This is a genomic window from Pseudoduganella sp. GW821-FHT12E03, from assembly GCF_058807115.1.
Window position 1 is genome coordinate 190,521 of the sequence record NZ_JBXAQJ010000009.1, and the last position, 19,417, is coordinate 209,937.

Here is a 19,417-nt window from a genome sequence, read left to right on the forward strand (position 1 = left end):
GGAGGGAAAGCAGCGGTGCGCCAGGACGGCGCACCGGGGTGTTGCGTGGGGGAGTCAGGCGAAGATCAAGCGAAGGTCAGGCGATCAGCGCACTTCGCAATCGACCGCGTTGGATTTGGGCGGCGTTTTGTTGACATCAGCCGCTTGCGACGTCTGGAACGCCGCTGGCGGCGTGAACTGGATGCCGGGATTGTTCGGCACGATGACAGGCGGCTTGATGAAGCTGGCGGTAAAGCCGAACTGCCCCGCGCTGAACGACTGGACCCCGCCCCGGTTGGACAGGTTGATGATCCCGTCGATCACATGCACATACAGGCCCGGGGCCAGGCCGCCGCCCGCCCCCGGCAACCCCGCCTGCGCCATTTGCAGCGGCGCGATCGGCGCGGCGTCGCCCAGGGCCGCCGTGCTGGCGTTCAGGTACGCTTGCAGCGACGCCAGCGCCGTGTCCTCACCGCCTGGCACATAATCGACGATGAAGGTGGTGCCCCGGATACCGATGGTGGCGGCCGGCGTCTTCAGCGCAAACTTTTCCTTGTTGCGCTTGCCCAGCAAGCCGCTGACCGAGCGCATGCCGCCCTTCAGCAAGTTGAAGCTGGCGCTGTCGCCATCGGGCTTGGCGTTGTCGAACGCAAAGTTGTCGATGGTGAGCTGGGACGCCGGCTTCAGCGTGATTTCACTGTTGTCGATGAACTTCACCATGGCATAGGTGTTCTTCTCCGTCACCAGCGTATCGCCGCTCTCCACTTCCGATTTCAGCGACAGGATCTTCACGGCGCCACTGGCCTTCTTGGCCAGCAGCGGCCCGCTCAGCTGGGTCACCGTCCCGGCCACCTGGGCCGCCATTGCAAACGTGCAGCTGAGCCAGAACGCGATCAGCAGCAGGGCTTTAGTTGCAATAGAGTTTTTTGACAGGTTGTTCATTTTTTGTCGTTCCCTTGTCGGCTGATTTGGATTCTTTCGTTTCTTCCTTTGCCGTCTTTTCATCCGGCGCGGATGTTGCTGCCGGGCCTTCCGTCGGTGCGGCGGTAGGGACCGGGTCCTTCTTGACGACTTCGGTTTGCGCGATCGCCGGCTGGATGTCATTGATCACGTTGATCACTTGCGTACTCGCCACGTTCACCGGCTTGGTGGGCTCACTGACCGTGGGCGGGGACAGCACGGCGCACAGCGCCGAATTCGGGGCGATCACGCAGATGTCCGCCGATGGCGCCGTGGTCGGGGCCTGGGTCGGCGCTTGCGTTGGCGCTTGCGTCGGCGCCTGGGTAGGCGCCTGCGTCGGGGCTTGCGTCGGGGCTTGCGTCGGCGGTTCCGTCGGCGCCTGGGTCGGCGGTTCCGTCGGCGGCGCCTGGGTCGGCGCTTGCGTCGGAGGCTGCGTCGGCGCGACCGTTGGCGCTTCGGTCGGCGCAACCGTCGGCGCGACAGTCGGAGCGACGGTCGGGGCCACGGTCGGCGCCACGGTTGGCGTTTGGGTTGGCTCCGGCGTCGGGCTCTGCGTCGGGGCAACCGTCGGCGTTTGCGTTGGCGCCGCGGTCGGGGTTTGCGTTGGCGCGGCCGTCGGGGTCTGCGTCGGCGCGGCCGTTGGCGTTTGCGTTGGCGCCGCCGTCGGGGTCTGCGTCGGTGCGGCCGTTGGCGTTGACGTTGGCGCCGCGGTTGGCGTCGGTGTCGGCGCCGCCGTCGGATTGTTCGTCATGTCCGCGATCTGCGTCAGCTTGCCCGGCGCGGCCTGGACGGTGGACGTCGTCACGCCGGTAATCGTGGTCCCCGCCGCCAGCTTGATAAAGCCGGTGGTCGATTTCACTTGCGCGGTCGAGGCGAAGGTCAGCGCATCGCTGCCCCCCGTGCTCGAACTGGCCGTCAAGTCGATATCGCCGCTGACGGTTTCCACCGTGCCGTCGATGGTCAACGGGCTATGCGCGGTGAGGGTGATTTTGCCGCTGTCGGTCTTCACCACGCCGGTGCTGTCCACCACGGTGGCGCCGGTGTTGTTCAGCGTGACCGCGCCAGCGTTGCCGTTGGCGACCTTCAGCTTGTACACGGTCAACTGGCCGGCATGCGCGGTCACCGGGTTGCCCGTGTAATTCTGGTTGGTGATATTGATCGGGCTGTTGCCCGACGCCGCCGTGCTTTCCGCACTCAACACCGAGACCGAGGTGTTCAGCGCCTGCGCGCTGGTGCCGATGCTGCCGCTGGCCGTCAGATCCAGCGTATCGGCCAAAATGGCCTGGCTGCCGCCACCGGTGATGTTGCCGGCCACGTTCAGCGTCACCTTGCCGCTTGGCGCGGAAATAGCATCGATGGCCAGCGAGCGGGCATTGGTCAATTCCACATTGCCGGTGGCAGAGGTGACAAACAATGTGTCCACTTGATTGGCCTGGTTCAGGACGACATTGCCCAGCCCCGTCACCGACAGCGATGACACCGTGATGGGTGCCGTCTGCGTCACGCCGCCCGACAACGGGAACAGCAACAGCAACGGCGTGTTCGACAGGTTGACCGCCCCCGTGACGTTGATGCCGCCGCCGCCGGCGGTAATCCGCAGGCTCTCGGACGGCCCGGCGCCGCTCAGGTTGAGCGCGCGCACTTCGACGCCGCCCTGCGTGGCGTGCAGGTTGATCTCAGGCGTGCTGATGGTGCGCAATTCCGTATCCGACAAGCCCAGCACCGTGGCCGAATCCGTCGCGCCGCTGCCCAGCACCATCGAACCGGCGGTCTGCGACGACAAGGACACGTAATCGGTGGCGGCGATCGAGCTGCCGCCCGCCAGGTTCATATTGACGGCGGAAACACCAAGCGATTTCGCCTGGATCGCGCCACTGTTTTCAAACGCGCCCGTGGCGCTCAGGAACAGCGAATCCGGCACTTTCACGGCGCCCGTCACGGCAATGCCGCCGGCACTGCTCAAGGCCACCGCCGTATCGCTGTAGGACGCCGTGCCGCTCAAGTCCAGCGCGCCCAGCACGATGCTGCCGCCGGATTTGACATTCGTGATGGTGAGGGAATCGGTCGCGATGTTTTTCATCACGGTGTCCGACACGGCAATACCGCCCTCGCCGGGCGCCGCGCCGGCGCCGATGGCAATCACGGGCGCGGACGATGCGAGCAGCGTCACACCTTCCGGCGCCACGATGGCGCTGCCGGCGCCGAGGGCGAAATACCCGCCGGACAGGTGAGTGCTCTTGGCCGTCACTTTGGCGTTATTGGCCACGGTGCCGGTGGCGCTGGCGGACAGGTTGTACGGAACCGTCACCGGTCCGGCCAGCGTGATGTTATTGAACAGCGACAGCCGCAAGTGATCACGGATATGTCCGCTCGTCACCAGGTTCAATTCATTGACGGTCGCATTGCCGCCACCGCCAACCACGTTGAGACGGTCCGCCGTCAGGGTCGCGACTTCCGCCGTGCTGACGCCGAGCGTGCCGGCGGCATCGGCCGCACCGGCGCCCAGCACCATGGCGTTGCCGGACTTTACCTGGATCGACAGGTCGTCACCGGCCGTGGTGGCCGACCCGGCCGCCAGGGCCAGGTTGCCGGCGACGAACGTCACGTCATCGCCTTTCACGGACGCGCCCGATTGCAGCGCCACCGCGTCACCGTCCAGCGTGACACTGGCGCCGGAAATGGCGGCGCTGGCCGGCACAGCGCCATTGCCCACCGTGACCGTAGCGCCGGTCACGCGCACCGAACCGGATGGCGCCGTCAGCGCCTGCTGCACAGTGACGGCCGTGCCGGTGATACCGATCTCGCCGGTATTGTCGCTGGCCAAGGTCACGCCGCTGAAACCCGCCACCGTGCCGACAGTCAGGGCACCGGCGTTGTTGAACACAAATCCGCCGCTGCCGGCCGAACCGGCCAGGTTTTGCACGGTGTTGTTGCCGGACAGGTTCACACTGTCGCCCTGCGCCACCACGCCGGCCGCGCTGATGACGCTGTTGAACTGGCCGATGGCGCCATCGGACACCAGACCCAGCGTATCGGCCACCGTCACATTCGCTTCCAGCGACAGCGCGGAACCGGCCAGCAACAGCTTGCTGGTGGCCGCCGTGCCGGACGACAGGTTGAGTTCACCGGTGACGCTAAGCGTACCGCGCGACCGGTCGCCAATGTCGATTTCCGGCGCACTGATGGCGCGCACTTCATCGGCGCTCAGCACCAGGGTACCGGCAGGTCCCGTCACACCGGCGCCCACCACGATCGGCGCATCGGACGATTGCGTCGACAGCTTCACGGTGCCGGCCGCCTGCACGGTATTGGCCGCGCTGCCCAACTCCATGTTGTCGGCGCGCAGCAGCACATTGTAGGCATGCACGCCGCCGCCACTGTTGAAGGCGATTTTCGCGGTACTGCCATAAGCGCCCGCCACAATGAAACCGGCGCTGGTGTCGGTCTTGACCTTGGCATTGAAATTGATGTCGGCCGCGCTTTCAAACACCACGCTGCGCACGTTGGCGGACAGGTCCAGGTCCTGTCCCACCGTGATGCCGCCGGCCGCGCCGGCACTGCCGATATTGATGCCATACGCCGACACATGGCCCAGGTCCGCGGCCGTCAGGGCCAGGCTGGAACCGCTGCGCGTGGCGCCGATGGCAATCGGGCGGCTGCTGGTGTACGGGGTGAACGATACCGTGGTGTCGCCCGCCGTGCCGCCGCCATTGACGCTGCCGTCCACCGACACATTGTCGGCTATGAAGGAAAACAGGCGGTCGTCCGCCGTTGCCGCGCCGGTGATGGAGCCGGCGCCGCCGATGGCAATGCTGCCGCCGGCGCTGTTGGCGCGCAAGTCGACCGCGCCCGCGCCGACATTGACGGCGCTGTTGATGGTCACTTGCGTGCCGCTGGCATGGAAGGCGCCGCCATTGGTGGCCACGGCCGCATGGACATGGACCGCGCCGCTGCCGGTCGCATAGTCGCCATGATTGGCTTGCAAGGTCACGTCGCCACCCTGGGTGGTGACGGCCGCGCCGACATTGATCGAACCGCCGGCCTGCGCCGTCAGCTTGACGCCCGATTGCGCCACATTGATGGCGGAGTTGATATCGATATTGCTGCGGGCCTGCAGCATGATGTCGGAGGTGGCCGCATTGAGCTGCGAGGGATTGATGCTGGTGGTGCCGGTCGCCGCACCGGCATTGAAGGTTTTCACCGCATCGAGCGTATTCGGGCCGGTATAGGCGGCATCGATTGCAATGTTTTCCGGATCCAGCAGCCACAGGCCATTCTTGCCGCCCGCCGCGCGGGTATCGATGCGCGCGCCGGCCACGTCGAGGTAATGGCCGGACGTTTCCACCAGGCCGCCCTGGCCCTGCGCGCCACCCTGTGCGGAAATCGCACCATACACGCGCGCCGCATCATCGCCCCAGACGACGACTTTGCCGCCGTGTTGCCCCGCCCCGCTGGCATCGGCGCGGATCGACGCATCGGCCGACACGAATGCCTGGCTTGCGTTGGGCACGGCCGCATTGGCGCCCTGGACATCGCCGCCCACCAGGACCGAGCCGCCGGCCACGCCGCTGGCGTCAAGCCGGGCGTCGCCATTGAACGCCACGTGCCGGCCCAGCAACTGGATATCGCCGCCCTTGCCGGCGCTGCTGGTGGCGGAGGTGACACTACCCTGCTCCAGCAAGGTGGTCCCCGAAGCTTTCAGGACGATCTTGCCGCTGTCGGTACGCACCGCGCTGTTGGCGTTGACCACGCCGCGCTGATTGACCAGTGCGCCGTAAATGCCGACCCGGCCGCCGGAGGCCAGTACCTGGCCCAGGTTCAGCGCCTGGCTGGCCGGCGCCGAGACCACCACGTGCACCGACGGATCGCTGGAATCGGCCAGTTGCACCGTGTGGCCTGCCGCCAGCACGATCTCGCCCTGCGGCGACGTGATGACGCCGCTGTTTTCCACATCCGATGCAATCAGGTACACCTGGCCGCCATTGGGCGTCACGATGGCGCCCTGGTTGACCACCTTGCCGTTGCCGCCACCGCTGAAGTGTTTTTTCCCCGCCAGGAAGTCGATGTCCGAGATCGCCAGGCTGGACGCCACCAGGCCATTCACATCGACCCGCGCATCCTTGCCGAACAGGATGCCGTTCGGGTTGACCAGGTATACCTTGCCGTTCGATTGCAGCGCGCCGAGGATCCGGCTGGGGTCCTGGCCGGTGATGCGGTTCAGCACCCGGCTGTCGCTGCTTTGCTGGATGAATCGCGTGACCTCGTTCGGGCTGATGGAAAACGCTTGCCAGTTGATGATGGTGTTCGGCGTATTCGTAATCGTGAAAACGTTGCCCTGCTGGTTGAACAGGGCCTGGCCGGCGATCACCTGGGGCGCCATCGGATTGGCCTGGGCTACGCCGTAACAGGCGGCGACCATCACGGCCAGCAGTTTGCGCTTGAGGGTCAGCGGCGGGAAAAACTCTTTCTTCATTCTGTCTCTTAAGTCAATGCGGTTGCGTGCTGTCAGTTGCAGTACAGTTTTTTCACGGGCTCGTCTTTCTTCACGAGTTCGCTGGTTTTCGTATTGCCGTCCTTCTTTTCTTCCTTGCTGTCGGCGGACTTTTCCTCCGACGCGCTCTTCTCGGACGACGAGGACGACGATGAAGAGGACGACGAAGACGACGCGCCGGACGACGGCGTGCTCATCGCGGCCAGTTTTTTGGCGTCATCCTGGTCTTGCAAGGGATTGACCGTCGATACCGCGGTGTTGATGATATTCACCGTGGAATTGATGGCCTGGCCCACCGGTTCGCTACCCTGGTTTTGCGACGCTTTTGCCGCCGCCTCTTCGGCCGCCTTCTTCGCTGCCGCTTCGGCCGCGGCTTTGGCCGCCGCTTCTTCCGCAGCTTTCTTGGCGGCGGCTTCGGCAGCCGCTTTCGCAGCCGCTTCCGCAGCGGCATGCTTGGCTGCCGCGTCGGCGGCGGCCTTGGCGGCGGCTTCTTCCGCCGCGGCTTTCGCTGCGGCTTCCGCAGCGGCCTTGGCCGCCGCCTCTTCCGCTGCCGCCTTCGCAGCCGCTTCCGCCGCCGCTTGCGCCGCTGCTTCCGCCGCAGCCTTGGCCGCCGCTTCTGCAGCCGCCTTCGCCGCAGCTTCCGCCGCTGCTTCCGCCGCCGCTTTGGCCGCCGCGTCGGCTGCCGCCTTGGCAGCGGCTTCCGCCGCCGCCTTGGCCGCCGCTTCTTCCGCGGCTTTCTTGGCCGCCGCGTCCGCCGCCGCCTTCGCCGCAGCTTCTTCCGCCGCCTGCTTGGCTGCCGCTTCCGCTGCGGCTTTCGCTGCAGCATCGGCTGCCGCCTTGGCTGCCGCTTCTTCCGCGGCTTTCTTGGCCGCCGCTTCCGCCGCCGCCTTCGCCGCCGCATCCGCCGCCGCCTTGGCCGCCGCGTCGGCTGCCGCCTTGGCCGCGGCTTCCGCCGCCACTGTTGCCGGATCGTTAATCACCGGCGTGGCGCCGCCCGCGAACGTAATCGCGGATGATGACACAGTTCCGGTCACCGCGGTCAACGACACCGGCGTGCTGGCGCTGATACTGGTGCCAGGCAGCGCCGTGATGCCGCCGGACGTGGCGGTCGCGCTGATATTGCCGGACGTGCTTTGCAGCGAGCCGGCCAGTGTAATGTCGGAACCGGCCGTCATGCCGATATTGTTGGTTGCCTGCAGCGAGGAACCAGCACTCATTTCAATGCCGGTGCCGGCCGACATGCCGATATCGTTGGTGGCCTGCAGCGACGCACCGGAATTGAGCGCGATATCCGTACTGGCCGACAAGGCGATGCTTTGCGCGGAAATTGGATGATTCACAATAATCGGGCTGTGCGCCGTCAGGGTCACGATGCCGTTAGGCGCGGCTTGCGACGCCGTGGTATTGATGCCGCCCGTGTTGTCGACAGTCAGGTTGCCGCCCGTGGTCACCACATTGCCCAGCGCCAATTGGTGGGTATTGCCTGTCACGTTGACCAGATGGATGCCGCCGGCGCCATTGACACCGGTGTAGGCCAGCACGTGGTTGGCGCTATTGGCCAGGGTGACGCCGGTCTGCGAAGTGGTAGTGAGCAGCGCGCTGGCCAGCGCGCCGGTCTGCGTGATCGCACCGCCCGACACCAGCGTGATCGCAGTGTCGGCCGACATCGGGCCCATCACCAGGTTGCCGGTGGTTTGCGTGATGTGGGCGCTGCCGGGAATGGCAATCGCACCACCGGTGTGGCCATAGGCGCCCGCCACGGTGAGCCCGGTCAGGCTGCCGATGGCGCCGCCGCTCATGGCGAATTGCTGCGCCGCCAGCACGCCGCTGCCGCCCACCGTGCCGCCGGTTTGCGTATAGCTGCCGGCCGTCAGTTGGCCCGCCAGGGTCAGGGCGCCGCCCGTGGCCAGGGTCACGCCGCCCGCGACGGACGACAGGTCCGACGCGGCGCTGCCCAGGGTCAACGTGCCGCCGCTGATGTGCAGCGATTGCCCCGCCGCCGCCGTCAGCGACTGCAAGGTCACCGTGCCGCTGCCAAACGTCACCGTGCCCGAGGCGCCCGGCAGGATCGCGGCCAGCACATAATCATTGACCGGCGCCACGCCGCCGGTCCAGTTCGCGCTGTCGGTCCAGGCGCCGCTGGCCGGCCCGGTCCACGTCGCCAGCGGCGCTTGCGTAACGGTGCCGGTCAAGGCGGTCGGCAAGGCACTGATCGCATAATTGCCGGCGTCGGCGCCGGTCAGGCCGATACTGGTCACGGTCACCGGCTTGCCGGCGCCCGGGACCGGCGTGGCGAAGGCGGCGTTCACCGTGCCGATCGCGACTGTGTCACTGCCCACCACGCCGGCCAGCGTGCCGCCGGTCGTGACCGCGGCGGATTGCGCGTTATAGGCGCGGTCCGGCACCAGCAAGCCGGACACGGTCAGGGGCGCCACCGTGATATTGGCGGAGAGACCGGCGGGCAGTGTCACCGTGTAGTTTGTTGCATCGGCGCCCGTCAGCCCGACGCTGGCCACCGTAATGGCCTTGTTCGTCCCCACATTCTTATCCGCAAAGCTGGCCGCCACGGCATCCATCGCCACGCTGTCCGTGCCCAGTACACCGGACAGCGCGCCGCCGCTGGTGGTGGCCGTGATGGTGGCGTCGTAGACGCGCGATACGCCTGTCATGCCGGTCACCGTCAGCGGCGCTTGCGCGATATCGGCCGACAGGCCGGACGGCAAGGTCACCGTGTAATTGCCCGCATCGGCGCCGCCCAGTGCAATGTTGCTGACCGTGACCGCTTTGCCGGTCCCGGCGTTCTTGTCCGCGAAGCTGGCCGTGACCGTGCCCTTGGTGACGGTATCGGAACCGAGCACACCGCTCAGCGTGCCGCCGGTGGTGCTGGCGGCAGTCGTGGCGTTATACGTGCGGTTGACGGCCGCCATGCCGCTGACCGTCAATGGCGCCGCCGTGATGTCGGCGGTCACGCCGGCCGGCAAGGTCAGCGTGTAATTGCCGCTGTCGCTACCGGACAGACTGATGCCCGAGACCGTGATGGCCTTGGACGTCCCCACGTTCTTGCTGGCGAAGGCCGCCGTGACCGCCCCCATCGCGACATTGTCCGAACCCAGCAGGCCGGACAGCGCGCCGCCGGTGGTGGTGGCGGCCGTGGTGGCGTCGTATACTCGCGATACACCGGTAATCCCCGTCACGCTCAACGGCGCCGCCGTGATACTGGCGCTCAAGCCGGAAGGCAAGGTCACGGTGTAATTGCCGGCATCGGCGCCAGCCAGGCCAATACTGGAGACCGTGATGGCCTTCGAGGCGCCGACGTTTTTATCGGCGAAGCTGGCAGTCACGGCATCTTTGGTGACCGTGTCGCCGCTGACGATCCCCGACAAGGCGCCGCCGCTGGTGGTGGCCGTCGTGGTGGTGTCATACACGCGGGACACGCCCGTCATGCCGGTCACGCTCAAGGCCTTGGCGGTGATGTCCGCCGTCAGGCCGGATGGCTGCACCAGGGTGTAATTGCCGGCGTCGGCGCCGGACAGGCCGGCGCTGCTGATGGTGACGGTCTTGCCGCTGCCGACGTTTTTATCGCTGAAGCTGGCGCTGATGGCGCCCACCGTCACCACGTCGCTGGACAGTACGCCGGTCACCGTACCGCCGCTGACGGACGCCGCGGTGGTGCCGTCATAAGTGCGGTTGGCGGCCAGCAGGCCGGACACCGTGACCGAGGCGGCCGTGATGTCGGCCGTCAGGCCGCTCGGCAGGGTCAGCGCATAGTTGCCGCTGTCGGCGCCGGACAGGCTGATGCCGGACACCGTGACGGGCTTCGAGGTGCCGACCGTCTTGCTGCCAAAGCTGGCCGTCACCGTTCCCACCGACACATCGTCCGAACTCAGGATGCCCGACAGCGCGCCGCCGGTGGTGCCGGCCACGGTGGTGGCGTCATAGGTGCGCGACACGCCGGTCAATCCGGTCACGGTCAATGGCGCCGCCGTGATATTGGCCGTCAAACCGGTCGGCGCGGTCACGGTGTAATTGCCGGCGTCGGTACCGCTCAGCGTGACGCCGCTGACGGTCACGGTTTTGCCGGTGCCGACGTTCTTGTCGGCGAAGCTGGCCGTCACCGTGCCGGTGCTGACGGTGTCGCCACTGTAGATGCCCGACAGCGTGCCGCCCGTGGTGCTGGCGCCAGTACCGGCGTTGTAAGTGCGGGACACCGCCGTCATGCCTGTGACGGTCAATGGCGCCGCCGTGATATCGGCAGTCAGGCCGGATGGCGCCGTCACCGTGTAATTGGCGGCATCGGTACCGGTCAGGCCAACCGTGTTGACGGTAATCGCCTTGCCAGTACCCACATTTTTATTGGCGAAGCTGGCCGCCACAGTGCCGATCGATACCGCATCCGAGCTGAGGATGCCCGACAGCGACCCGCCGCTGGTGCCGGCCGCCGTGCCACTGTTGTAGACGCGGTCCACGCCCGTCATGCCGGTCACCGTCAGCGGCGCCGCGGTGATGTTCGCGCTCAAGCCGCTCGGCAGGGTCAGCGCATAATTGCCGGCGTCCGTCCCCGACAGCGCAATGCCGCTGACCGTCACGGCTTTGCCGGTGCCGGCCTGCTTGTCGGCGAACGCCGCCGTCACGGAACCCAGCGCCACGCTATCGGAGCCGAGGACGCCGGACAGGCTGCCGCCGGTGGTGGTGGCCGACGTGCCGGCATTGTAGACGCGCGAGTCGGCCGTCATGCCGCTCACGGTCAGCGCCGCCGCCGTGATGTTGGCGGTCAGGCCGGTCGGCGCGGTCACCGAATAATTGCCGGCATCCGTGCCGGACAGGCCGATATTGCTGATGGTGATGGCCTTGCCGGTGCCGACGGTCTTGTCGGCAAAGCTGGCCGTGGCCGCTCCCAATGTCACGCTATCGCCGCTGAAGACCCCGGCCAGCGTGCCGCCCGTGGTGGACGCGGAAGTGCCGGCATTGTAGGTGCGCGACACGCCGGTCATGCCGGTGACGGTCAGCGCCGCCGCCGTGATATCGGCGCTCAGGGCGCCCGGCAGCGTCACGGAATAATTGGCGATGGCCGTACCGGTCAGCGCCACGTTGCTGACCGTCACCGTCTTGCCCGTGCCGGCATGCTTGTCCGCGAAACTGGCCGTGACCGCCCCCAGCGACACGTCTTCCGAGCCCAGCACGCCGGACAGGGAACCGCCCGTGGTGGTGGCGCTGGTGGTCTGGTCATAGCTGCGGCTGACGGCGCTCAGGCCCGATACCGTCAGTGGCGCGGCGGTAATGGCGCCGGTCACGCCGGTCGGCAGGGTCACCGCATAATTGCCGGCGTCGGTACCGGACAGGGTGACGCCGCTGACCGTGACGGATTTCGTCGCGCCGACATTCTTGTCGGCATAGCTGGCCGTGACGGTGTCGATCGCCACGCTGTCCGAACCCAGGATGCCGGACAAGGCGCCGCCCGTGGTGGTGGCGCTGGTGCCCATGTCATAGGTGCGGGACACGCCAGCGAGGCCCGTCACGCTCAAAGGCGCCGCCGTGATATTGGCCGTCAGCCCGGTCGGCGCGGTCACCGTGTAATTGCCGGCATCGGCGCCGGACAGGCCGACGGTGCCTACCGTGATGGCCTTGCCGGTGCCGACATTTTTGTCGGCGAAGCTGGCGGTGGTGGTGCCCAGGGTGACCGTATCGCCGCTGATGACGCCGGCCAGGGTGCCGCCGGTGGTGGCGGCGGCCGTGCCGGCATTGTAGGTGCGCGACACGCCGGTCATGCCGGTCACGCTCAAAGGCGCCGCCGTGATGGTGCCGGTGGCGCCAGAGGTATTGAGCGTGTAATTGTTGGCATCGGCGCCGAACAGGTTGGGCTCGACGATATTCAGGGTTTTGCCGGTGCCGACATTCTTGTCGTTGAACGAAACCGAGGCCACCAGGCTCAGCGAATCGCCATCGACCATGTTGATGAAACTGATATTGCCGCTCGACACCGACGTCAGGCGGTCATACGTCTTGGTGGCGGTCGGCGTCACCGTGCGTTTGGTGATCGACAGTGTCGAACCCGAACCGGTGTAGCTGATATCGTACTTGGTCGAATACAGGCCGGTCAGATCGTAAGGGGTCGCGCTGTAATTGACGGCCGTGCCCCAGCCCAGCGCGCCGCCCAGCGAGGCTTCCGTATCGCTGCCGGTAAAGCCGGCATAGGTGGTCGAACCGCCCAATGTGAATGCCGGCGTGGCGCCGTCATACACGTGGGTCTGCGTCCCGGACACGGTGACCGTCAGATCGGTCAGCATGGATTTCAGCAGCGGCGTGGTGTAGCCATCGTAGTTGCGCCAGTTCGATTCGAAATCGAAGCCCGTGAAATTCGACGACTGCATCATTTGCGCACTCGTCAGGGGGGTGGCGAAATCGTCCGAGGCGCCAGCCGTGGTGCTGTTGTAATACACGTTGAGGGCCTGGTTGCCCGGGGACTGGCAATCGCATCCCGCATAGCTGGCAAAGCCCGCCACATTGCTGAAGCCGCTCGCCGATATCGTCCCGGTGCTGTAGGCGCGGCTGATGGTGCCGCCATCGTTGAGCCCGATAAAGCCGCCGATGTATTGTTTGGTGACCACCGTGCCGCTGTAGCCCGTCACGTTGCCGGTGGCATAGGCGTCGTAGATTTCCGCCAGGTTCTCGCCCACCAGGCCGCCGCCATAGGCGCCGGCCGAGACATTGCCGGTGGCATACACATACTGCAAGGTGCCATACGCGTGGCTGCCGACCAGCCCGCCCACATAGCTCTTGGTGCCCGACACCGCCCCGGTGGCGTACGACGTATCGATGCTGCCGGAATTGTCGCCCACCAGGCCGCCGACATGGTTGACGCCGGTGACCGTGCCGGTGGCATACACTTCCGACAGCAATCCGCCATCATTGAACCCGACCAGCCCGCCGGCCACGGCGTTGTTGGACGCGGTCACGTTGCCGGTGGCATAGACACCAGAAATATTCACGTTATTGGTGCCGATCAGGCCACCTGCCGCGCCATCCAGCGAGCCATTGGCCGACACGGCGCCGGTCGCGTAGGAACCGGTAATGTTTTCCCAGTTCAAGCCCACCAGGCCGCCCGCGTATGCATATTGCCCGATCGCGTAGACCGGGCCGCTGGCGTGCGAATTGGAAATCTCATTGCTGTTATAGCCCACCAGGCCGCCGGCCAGGGCGGTGCCATCGTCGCTGTCGGCGGTGATCGTGCCGCTGGACGACGCATTGGCGATGGTGCCCCAGTTATAGCCCACCAGCCCGCCAACCTTGGCGGTGGAACCCGAGCCCGTGACTTCGCCGGTGACATTGACGCTGCTGGTGATATTGCTGATCGTGACGCCCGATCCGGTGTAGCCGGCCAGCCCGCCCGTGTACGTGCCACCGGTGACATTGCCGGACAAGGTCAGGTCGTGGATATTCGCCGCGCCGCCCAGTTCGCCGAACAGGCCCGCCGTGTTATAGCCGGGCCGGTTGACGTACAGGCCGCTGATGGTCTTGCCATTGCCGTCGAAATCGCCCTGGTACGGATAATCGCTGTTGCCGATCGGCTGGAAGCCACTGCTCCACGCGGACGTGGAACTGGCGTCGATATTGTTCTCCAGCTTGTAATGCAGGGTGGTATCGAGCAAGGTGCCGATGCCCTGCAGCCCGTAGACGTCGGTAATCAGGTATGGCGTCGCCAGGTCGCCGGTCCCGCCCTGGGCGCGCAGGAAGGTGCCGCCATTGATGGAGAACGCACCGGCGGACAAGGCCGGCAGCGACGCGCCGGTTTGCGACCAGGCGCCGCCTTCCAGGGTCAGCTCACCGCTCACGGCCAGGTCGCCGGTCACCGTGATGGTGCTGGGCGAATACAGGTTCAGGTTGCCGCCCAGCGACAAGTCTTCGTTCAGCGTGATGCCGCTGCTGGTGGCGTCGATGCCGACATACAGGTTCAGCGAGTTGGCGGTCAGCTTGCTTTCCAGGTCGGCCGCGGCCACCACCAGCGTGTCGGACGCTTCGGTGCCGGTGCCAACGATGATGGAATTTTCCGTGTTCAACGTGACGCTGTCGGCGGAAACCGTGCCGCTCAACGTCAGGTTGCCGGCCGTCAGGCTGAGTTCGCCCGACACCGTGGTGGACGAGCCGCTGCCAAAGGTGATGCGCTTGTCGCCGGCCGCCGTGGTGGCCAGCACCAGGTCGCCATCGACTTTCAGCGTGCCGTTCAGCGCAATATGGTCGTCCGCGCTCAACATCACGGTGGACGGCTGCGCATTGCCGGTGGTGTAATCGATCGAACCGGACACGGTGACCGTGCCGCCGGAACCGGACGTCGTGACCGCCAGTTCCCCCGTGGTGCGCAGGTTCGGCACCGTCGTGGAGGTCAGCGACAGCGAGGTGGCCGTGGCGTTGGTGGCGCCGATTTCCACCGGCCGTCCGCTCGACAGTGCCTGGATACTCAACAGGCCGTTGCCGGCATCGACCACGCCATCCACCGTCAGCGTGTCGGTGGAAATACTGATCATGCCGCCGCTGCTGCTGACGGTCGCCCCGGCGTTGATGTCGACCGAATAGCCGCTGTCCTGCGTAAACGCGATATCGCCGCCGCTGGTGGCGATACTGCCGGAACCGTTGACGATGATGCCCTGTAAGCTCTCGATGGTGACGCCGCCGCGCGCGGTGGAGACCGGGCCGGCAATGGTCATGATGCCGTCGCTCATCAGCGTAACGTCGCCATTGTCCGAAACGCTGGTAGTGCTGGAGGTGGCCTTGGTGACCGAGGTCTGGAAATTGGCGGTAAAGGCGTCGATGGCCTTGTAGGCCGACATCGACAGCGTTGAAATCTCGTTTTGCGAGCCCATCAGCGAAATGCCGCCGGTGGACGAGGTGGCCGTGACGCTCGGCACCTTGATGTAATTGGCGCTGTTTTGCGTGATATCGCCGGTGGCGGACAAGACCAGCGCGGCGCTGGCATGGCTGCCCGTCAGGTTGGCATTGATGGCCATGGCGCCGCCGCTGGCGGTCAAGGTCAGCGTCGATGCGCCGGTCCATGACACCGGCGCCGACACCGTCAGGTTGCCGGTGCCGCCGCCCAGCGCGTTGCTGGTGGAGACTTCCACGCTGGTGCCCGAGTTGAGGTAGGACGTGAACTGCGAGGCCGCGATGGTGCTGCTGCTGGAATTGGTGGTCTGCACGAACGGCGTGCTCGATGACATGCCGCCGGAGGTGCCGGAGGCGACGATTTCAATGTCGGTCGGGTCCAGCAACAGCTTGCCGCCCTTGCCGGCCGGGGCGCGCGTGTCGACCTGGCCCTGCATGTCCAGGTAGCCGCCCGAGGTTTCCAGGAAGCCGCCGTCGCCGCCTTGCGCGCCGCCCCTGGCGGACAGGCTGCCATAGACGCGGGTGGACTTGTCGCTCCACGCGATGACGCGCCCGCCATTGCCACTGCCAACGGCGTCGGCGCGCACCGATACCTGCGCGCCGATATAGGTTTGTTCGGCATTGGGCACCGAAGCGTCCTTGCCCTGCTGGCCACCGCCAATCAAGACCTGGCCACCGCCCTGCGCCCCGCTGGCGTCCACTTGCGCATCGTCCGTCAGGCCGACCCGCTGGCCCAGCAACCGGATGTCGCCGCCCTGCCCCGCGCTGTTGACCGCGCTGGTGCTGGACCCTTTTTCCAGCAAGGTGGTGCCGGACGCTTTCAGGACGATCTTGCCGTTTTCGCCGCGCACGGCGCTGTCGGCGCTGACCTTGCCGCGCTGGTTGACCAGCGCGCCAAAAATCCCCACCCGTCCGCCCGAGGCCAGCACCTGGCCCAGATTGACCGCCTGGCCATCCGGCGCCGACACCACCACGTGCACCGATGGATCGCTGGAATCGACCAGTTGCACCGTGTGGCCCGCCGCCAGCACCACGTCCCCCTGCGGCGACGTGATCACACCACTGTTTTCCACGCTGGCGCCGACCAGGAATACCTTGCCGCCATTGGGCGTGACGATCGCGCCTTCGTTCGCCACCTTGCCGGCATTGGCGCCCGTGAAGCGGTGACGCCCGGTCAGGAAGTCGTTGTCGGACAGCGCCAGCGACGACGCCACCAGCCCCTGCACATCGACCCGCGCGCCCTTGCCGAACAGGACGCCGTTCGGGTTGATCAGGTACACGTGGCCGTTCGATTGCAGCGCGCCGAGGATGCGGCTGGGGTCCTGGCCCGTGATGCGGTTCAGGACCCGGCTGTCGGCGTTTTGCTGGATGAAGCGCGTGACTTCATCCGGTGCGATGGAAAAGCTTTGCCAGTTGATGATGGCGTTCGGTGTGTTCGTGATGGAAAACACCTTGCCATTGTGCTGGAATGCCGCCTGGCCCGCGATGATTTGCGGCGCCAGGGGATTGGCGTACGCCGCCCCGTAACAGGCGGCAACCATGACAGCCAGCGCTTTGCGCTTGAGGTACAGCGGACGCCCGGGGGAATTCATGATAACTATCCTGCCTGATAAATGGGCGCCCGGCGTGAAGGCCCGGCACCCATGTTGTCTAATAAGCGAGGCCCAATCGCACGTGCAGGCGGTTGGCGCCGTTGCGGCCCGTGGCCCCGGCCTGTATCACATGGCCGTAGTCGAGTTGCAGGTTGAAGGAACTGCCCATCAGCACGCGCAAGCCGAGGCCGGTGCTGCCAATGGTCGTGCTGGTCAATTCACCTGCCAGTGCGTGGTTGCGCTTGACGTAAGCCATGTCATAGAAGCCCAGCACGCGGCACTGCCAGCGGTCCGAATTGCAAAAGTCCGGCGTATACGCTTCCAGGTTCGCACCCAGGCCGCTGTCGTTGGAAATTTCACGTTCGGCGAAACCGCGCACGGAACCGGCGCCGCCGCCGCCAAACTGTTCGCCGGGGATCAGCGCATCCGACGTCAGCTGGGCATTGACGATGGCGCGCAATTGCCAGTCATTGGCCAGCGCGCGGCCGGCACTGCCCGACAGGCGCAGCGCCGTATAGCGGGCCTTGGCGCCGGTGCGGGCGCGGTTGAAATCGTCCGAGCCCCCCTTGTCGCCGCCCGGGATGTTGTGCACCAGGGTCACGGAACCGCCCAGGTCGGTGCCATCCTTGGCCCAGTTGGCCACATAGTTGACCGACAGCGGATGCACGGTCACATCGTTGCCCAGCTGGGTGCCGAGGAACGTCACGTTATTCTTGAAGGCCTTGAAATCGAGACCGTAGATCAGGCGCGATTCCAGGTCGCCCCGTTTGGCCATGTTGTGAGTGTAGCGGGCGCCATATACGGCGCCCTTGCCGCTCACCGCCAGGCTCAGCACGCCGGCTGTGACCACGCCCGAATCCACGTTCGAGTAGCTGGCAAACAAGTCGATCGCGTCGCCCAGGCTGTACAGCGGAATGTGGTAGCCCAGGCCATACACCTTGACCTGGCCCGGCTTTTCCGCCGTGGTGGTGTATTGCAGGCTGGCCACGTGGTCCAGGCCCCACAGGTTGGCATGTTGCAGCACCACGCCGACGTGGGTCTTGCCGGTCGAGTCGGTACCGGTATTGTCCACGTTGAGCATGGCTTTCCACGGATTTTCATCCGTCACGTCGAGCGCGGCATTGACTTCCCCATCTTCGTCGCTGCTTTGCAGCTTCAGGGCAATCTTGCGCGCCGGGCTGTCATTAGCCAGTTTCAGGCCGGCCGACACTTTTTTCAGGTTCGGCGTCTTGCCTTCCTGCAGGTGCGGCAGCGCGCGGCGCACGTTGGCTTCATCAAAGTGCTGATTGCCGCTGACCTTGATGCGGCCGATCTTGGTTTCCACCACCTTGAACTGCACCACGCCTTTATCGAGTTCCTGTTCCGGCAATTCGACCGTGACGATGTTGTAGCCGCGCGCATGGAACGCCGCTTCCAGGGCTTCCAGGGCACGCTGCACGTCGCCGAAGTCGCGCCGCTGGCCGGCAAATGGCGCCAGCACGCTGTCGATTTCCGCCTGCGGCAACAAGGAATTGCCGGTAACGGTAAACCGCGTGATTTCAAACCGGACCACGCCGTCGTCCGGTTCTGCGGCCCAGGCGGTGCTGACGGCGGCGGCCAGGAGGGAACCTGCAAATAAGCGCGCTAGTTGTCGTTTCATGTATCGGCTCGTGGGTTGTTCTTGTGCTGTATGGAATTATTACTCAGGACCGGCCCGTTGCGCCCGGCATTCAGAAATTTTGCAACTGTATGAGACAACTCCCATTGCAGACCGCGATGGACGCAGCGCAACGGGATGCTATCACAGAAACAACAAATAATGCTTATTTGAAATAATTTCGTTACAAAGTTACTTCCCGGGCAAGCCACTGGCGCCAAACCCCGGCGGCAAGTCGAACTGCATGCCCGGATTGGCGCTCATCTTGACCGGCTTGGTCTTGTCGTCCTTGATGTAGCCATACTGGCCCGGATCGTATTGGAAGAACCCGGCCTGGTTGGTCAGGGAAATGCCGCCGTCGCTGACGTACACGTGCAAGCCCGGGTCGAGCTGGCTGGCGCTGGCGCCATCGGCGCTGCCAGTCAGGTATTCAAGGAAAAACGTGGTACCGCGGATGCCGATGGTGGCGCTGGGCGTCTGCAAGCTGAACTTTTCCCGGTTGCGCTTGCCCAGCAGGCCGGTCACGGTCCGCAGGCCGCCACGCACCAGCCGCAGGCCCGCGCTGTCTTCCGCCGGCTTGCCATGATCGAACCGGAAATGCTCGATGGCCAGGGTGGTGACCGGTTTCAGGACGGCTTCGCTGTGGTCGACGAAGGTCACCACCGCATAGCTGTCCTTGGCGGTGGTCAGCGTTTCACCACTGGCGACTTCCGACTTCAGCGCCAGTTGCCGCACCTCGCCACCGGGCCCGCTGGCGCTCATGGCGCCGCTAAGCTGGGTGACCGTCCCGGCCACCGTGGCGGCCGGCGCCGGCATGGCGGCGGCCATGGCCAGCATGGCCAGCGCCGCCAGTACGGTGCGCCGCTGGCGGCGGCCTGCCATGCC

5 protein-coding genes are annotated in these 19,417 nt (G+C 65.9%); all 5 read right to left on the bottom strand.

Annotation, left to right across the window (positions count from 1 at the left end; genetic code table 11):
- Window positions 1-84: 84 nt before the first annotated feature.
- On the bottom strand, window positions 85-921 hold the full coding sequence (locus AC1RRC_RS22975) for a FecR family protein (protein ID WP_493057857.1): 837 nt from the start codon (window positions 919-921) through the stop codon (window positions 85-87).
- A complete protein-coding gene (locus tag AC1RRC_RS22980) occupies window positions 887-6,412 on the bottom strand; it encodes a two-partner secretion domain-containing protein (RefSeq protein ID WP_493057858.1) in 5,526 nt (1,841 codons plus the stop codon). The genes AC1RRC_RS22975 and AC1RRC_RS22980 overlap by 35 nt, the downstream gene beginning before the upstream one ends.
- A gap of 32 nt (window positions 6,413-6,444) precedes the next feature.
- Entirely contained in the window at window positions 6,445-16,896 is a 10,452-nt protein-coding gene (locus tag AC1RRC_RS22985; protein WP_493057859.1) for a YDG domain-containing protein, read from the bottom strand.
- Window positions 16,897-16,954: 58 nt separating this feature from the next.
- Window positions 16,955-18,535: a ShlB/FhaC/HecB family hemolysin secretion/activation protein gene (locus AC1RRC_RS22990; protein ID WP_493057860.1), complete on the bottom strand. Its 1,581-nt coding sequence runs from the start codon at window positions 18,533-18,535 to the stop codon at window positions 16,955-16,957.
- A gap of 189 nt (window positions 18,536-18,724) precedes the next feature.
- Window positions 18,725-19,414 (bottom strand): FecR family protein, encoded by a 690-nt coding sequence (locus AC1RRC_RS22995; RefSeq protein WP_493057861.1) that lies wholly within the window; start codon window positions 19,412-19,414, stop codon window positions 18,725-18,727.
- Window positions 19,415-19,417: the final 3 nt, after the last annotated feature.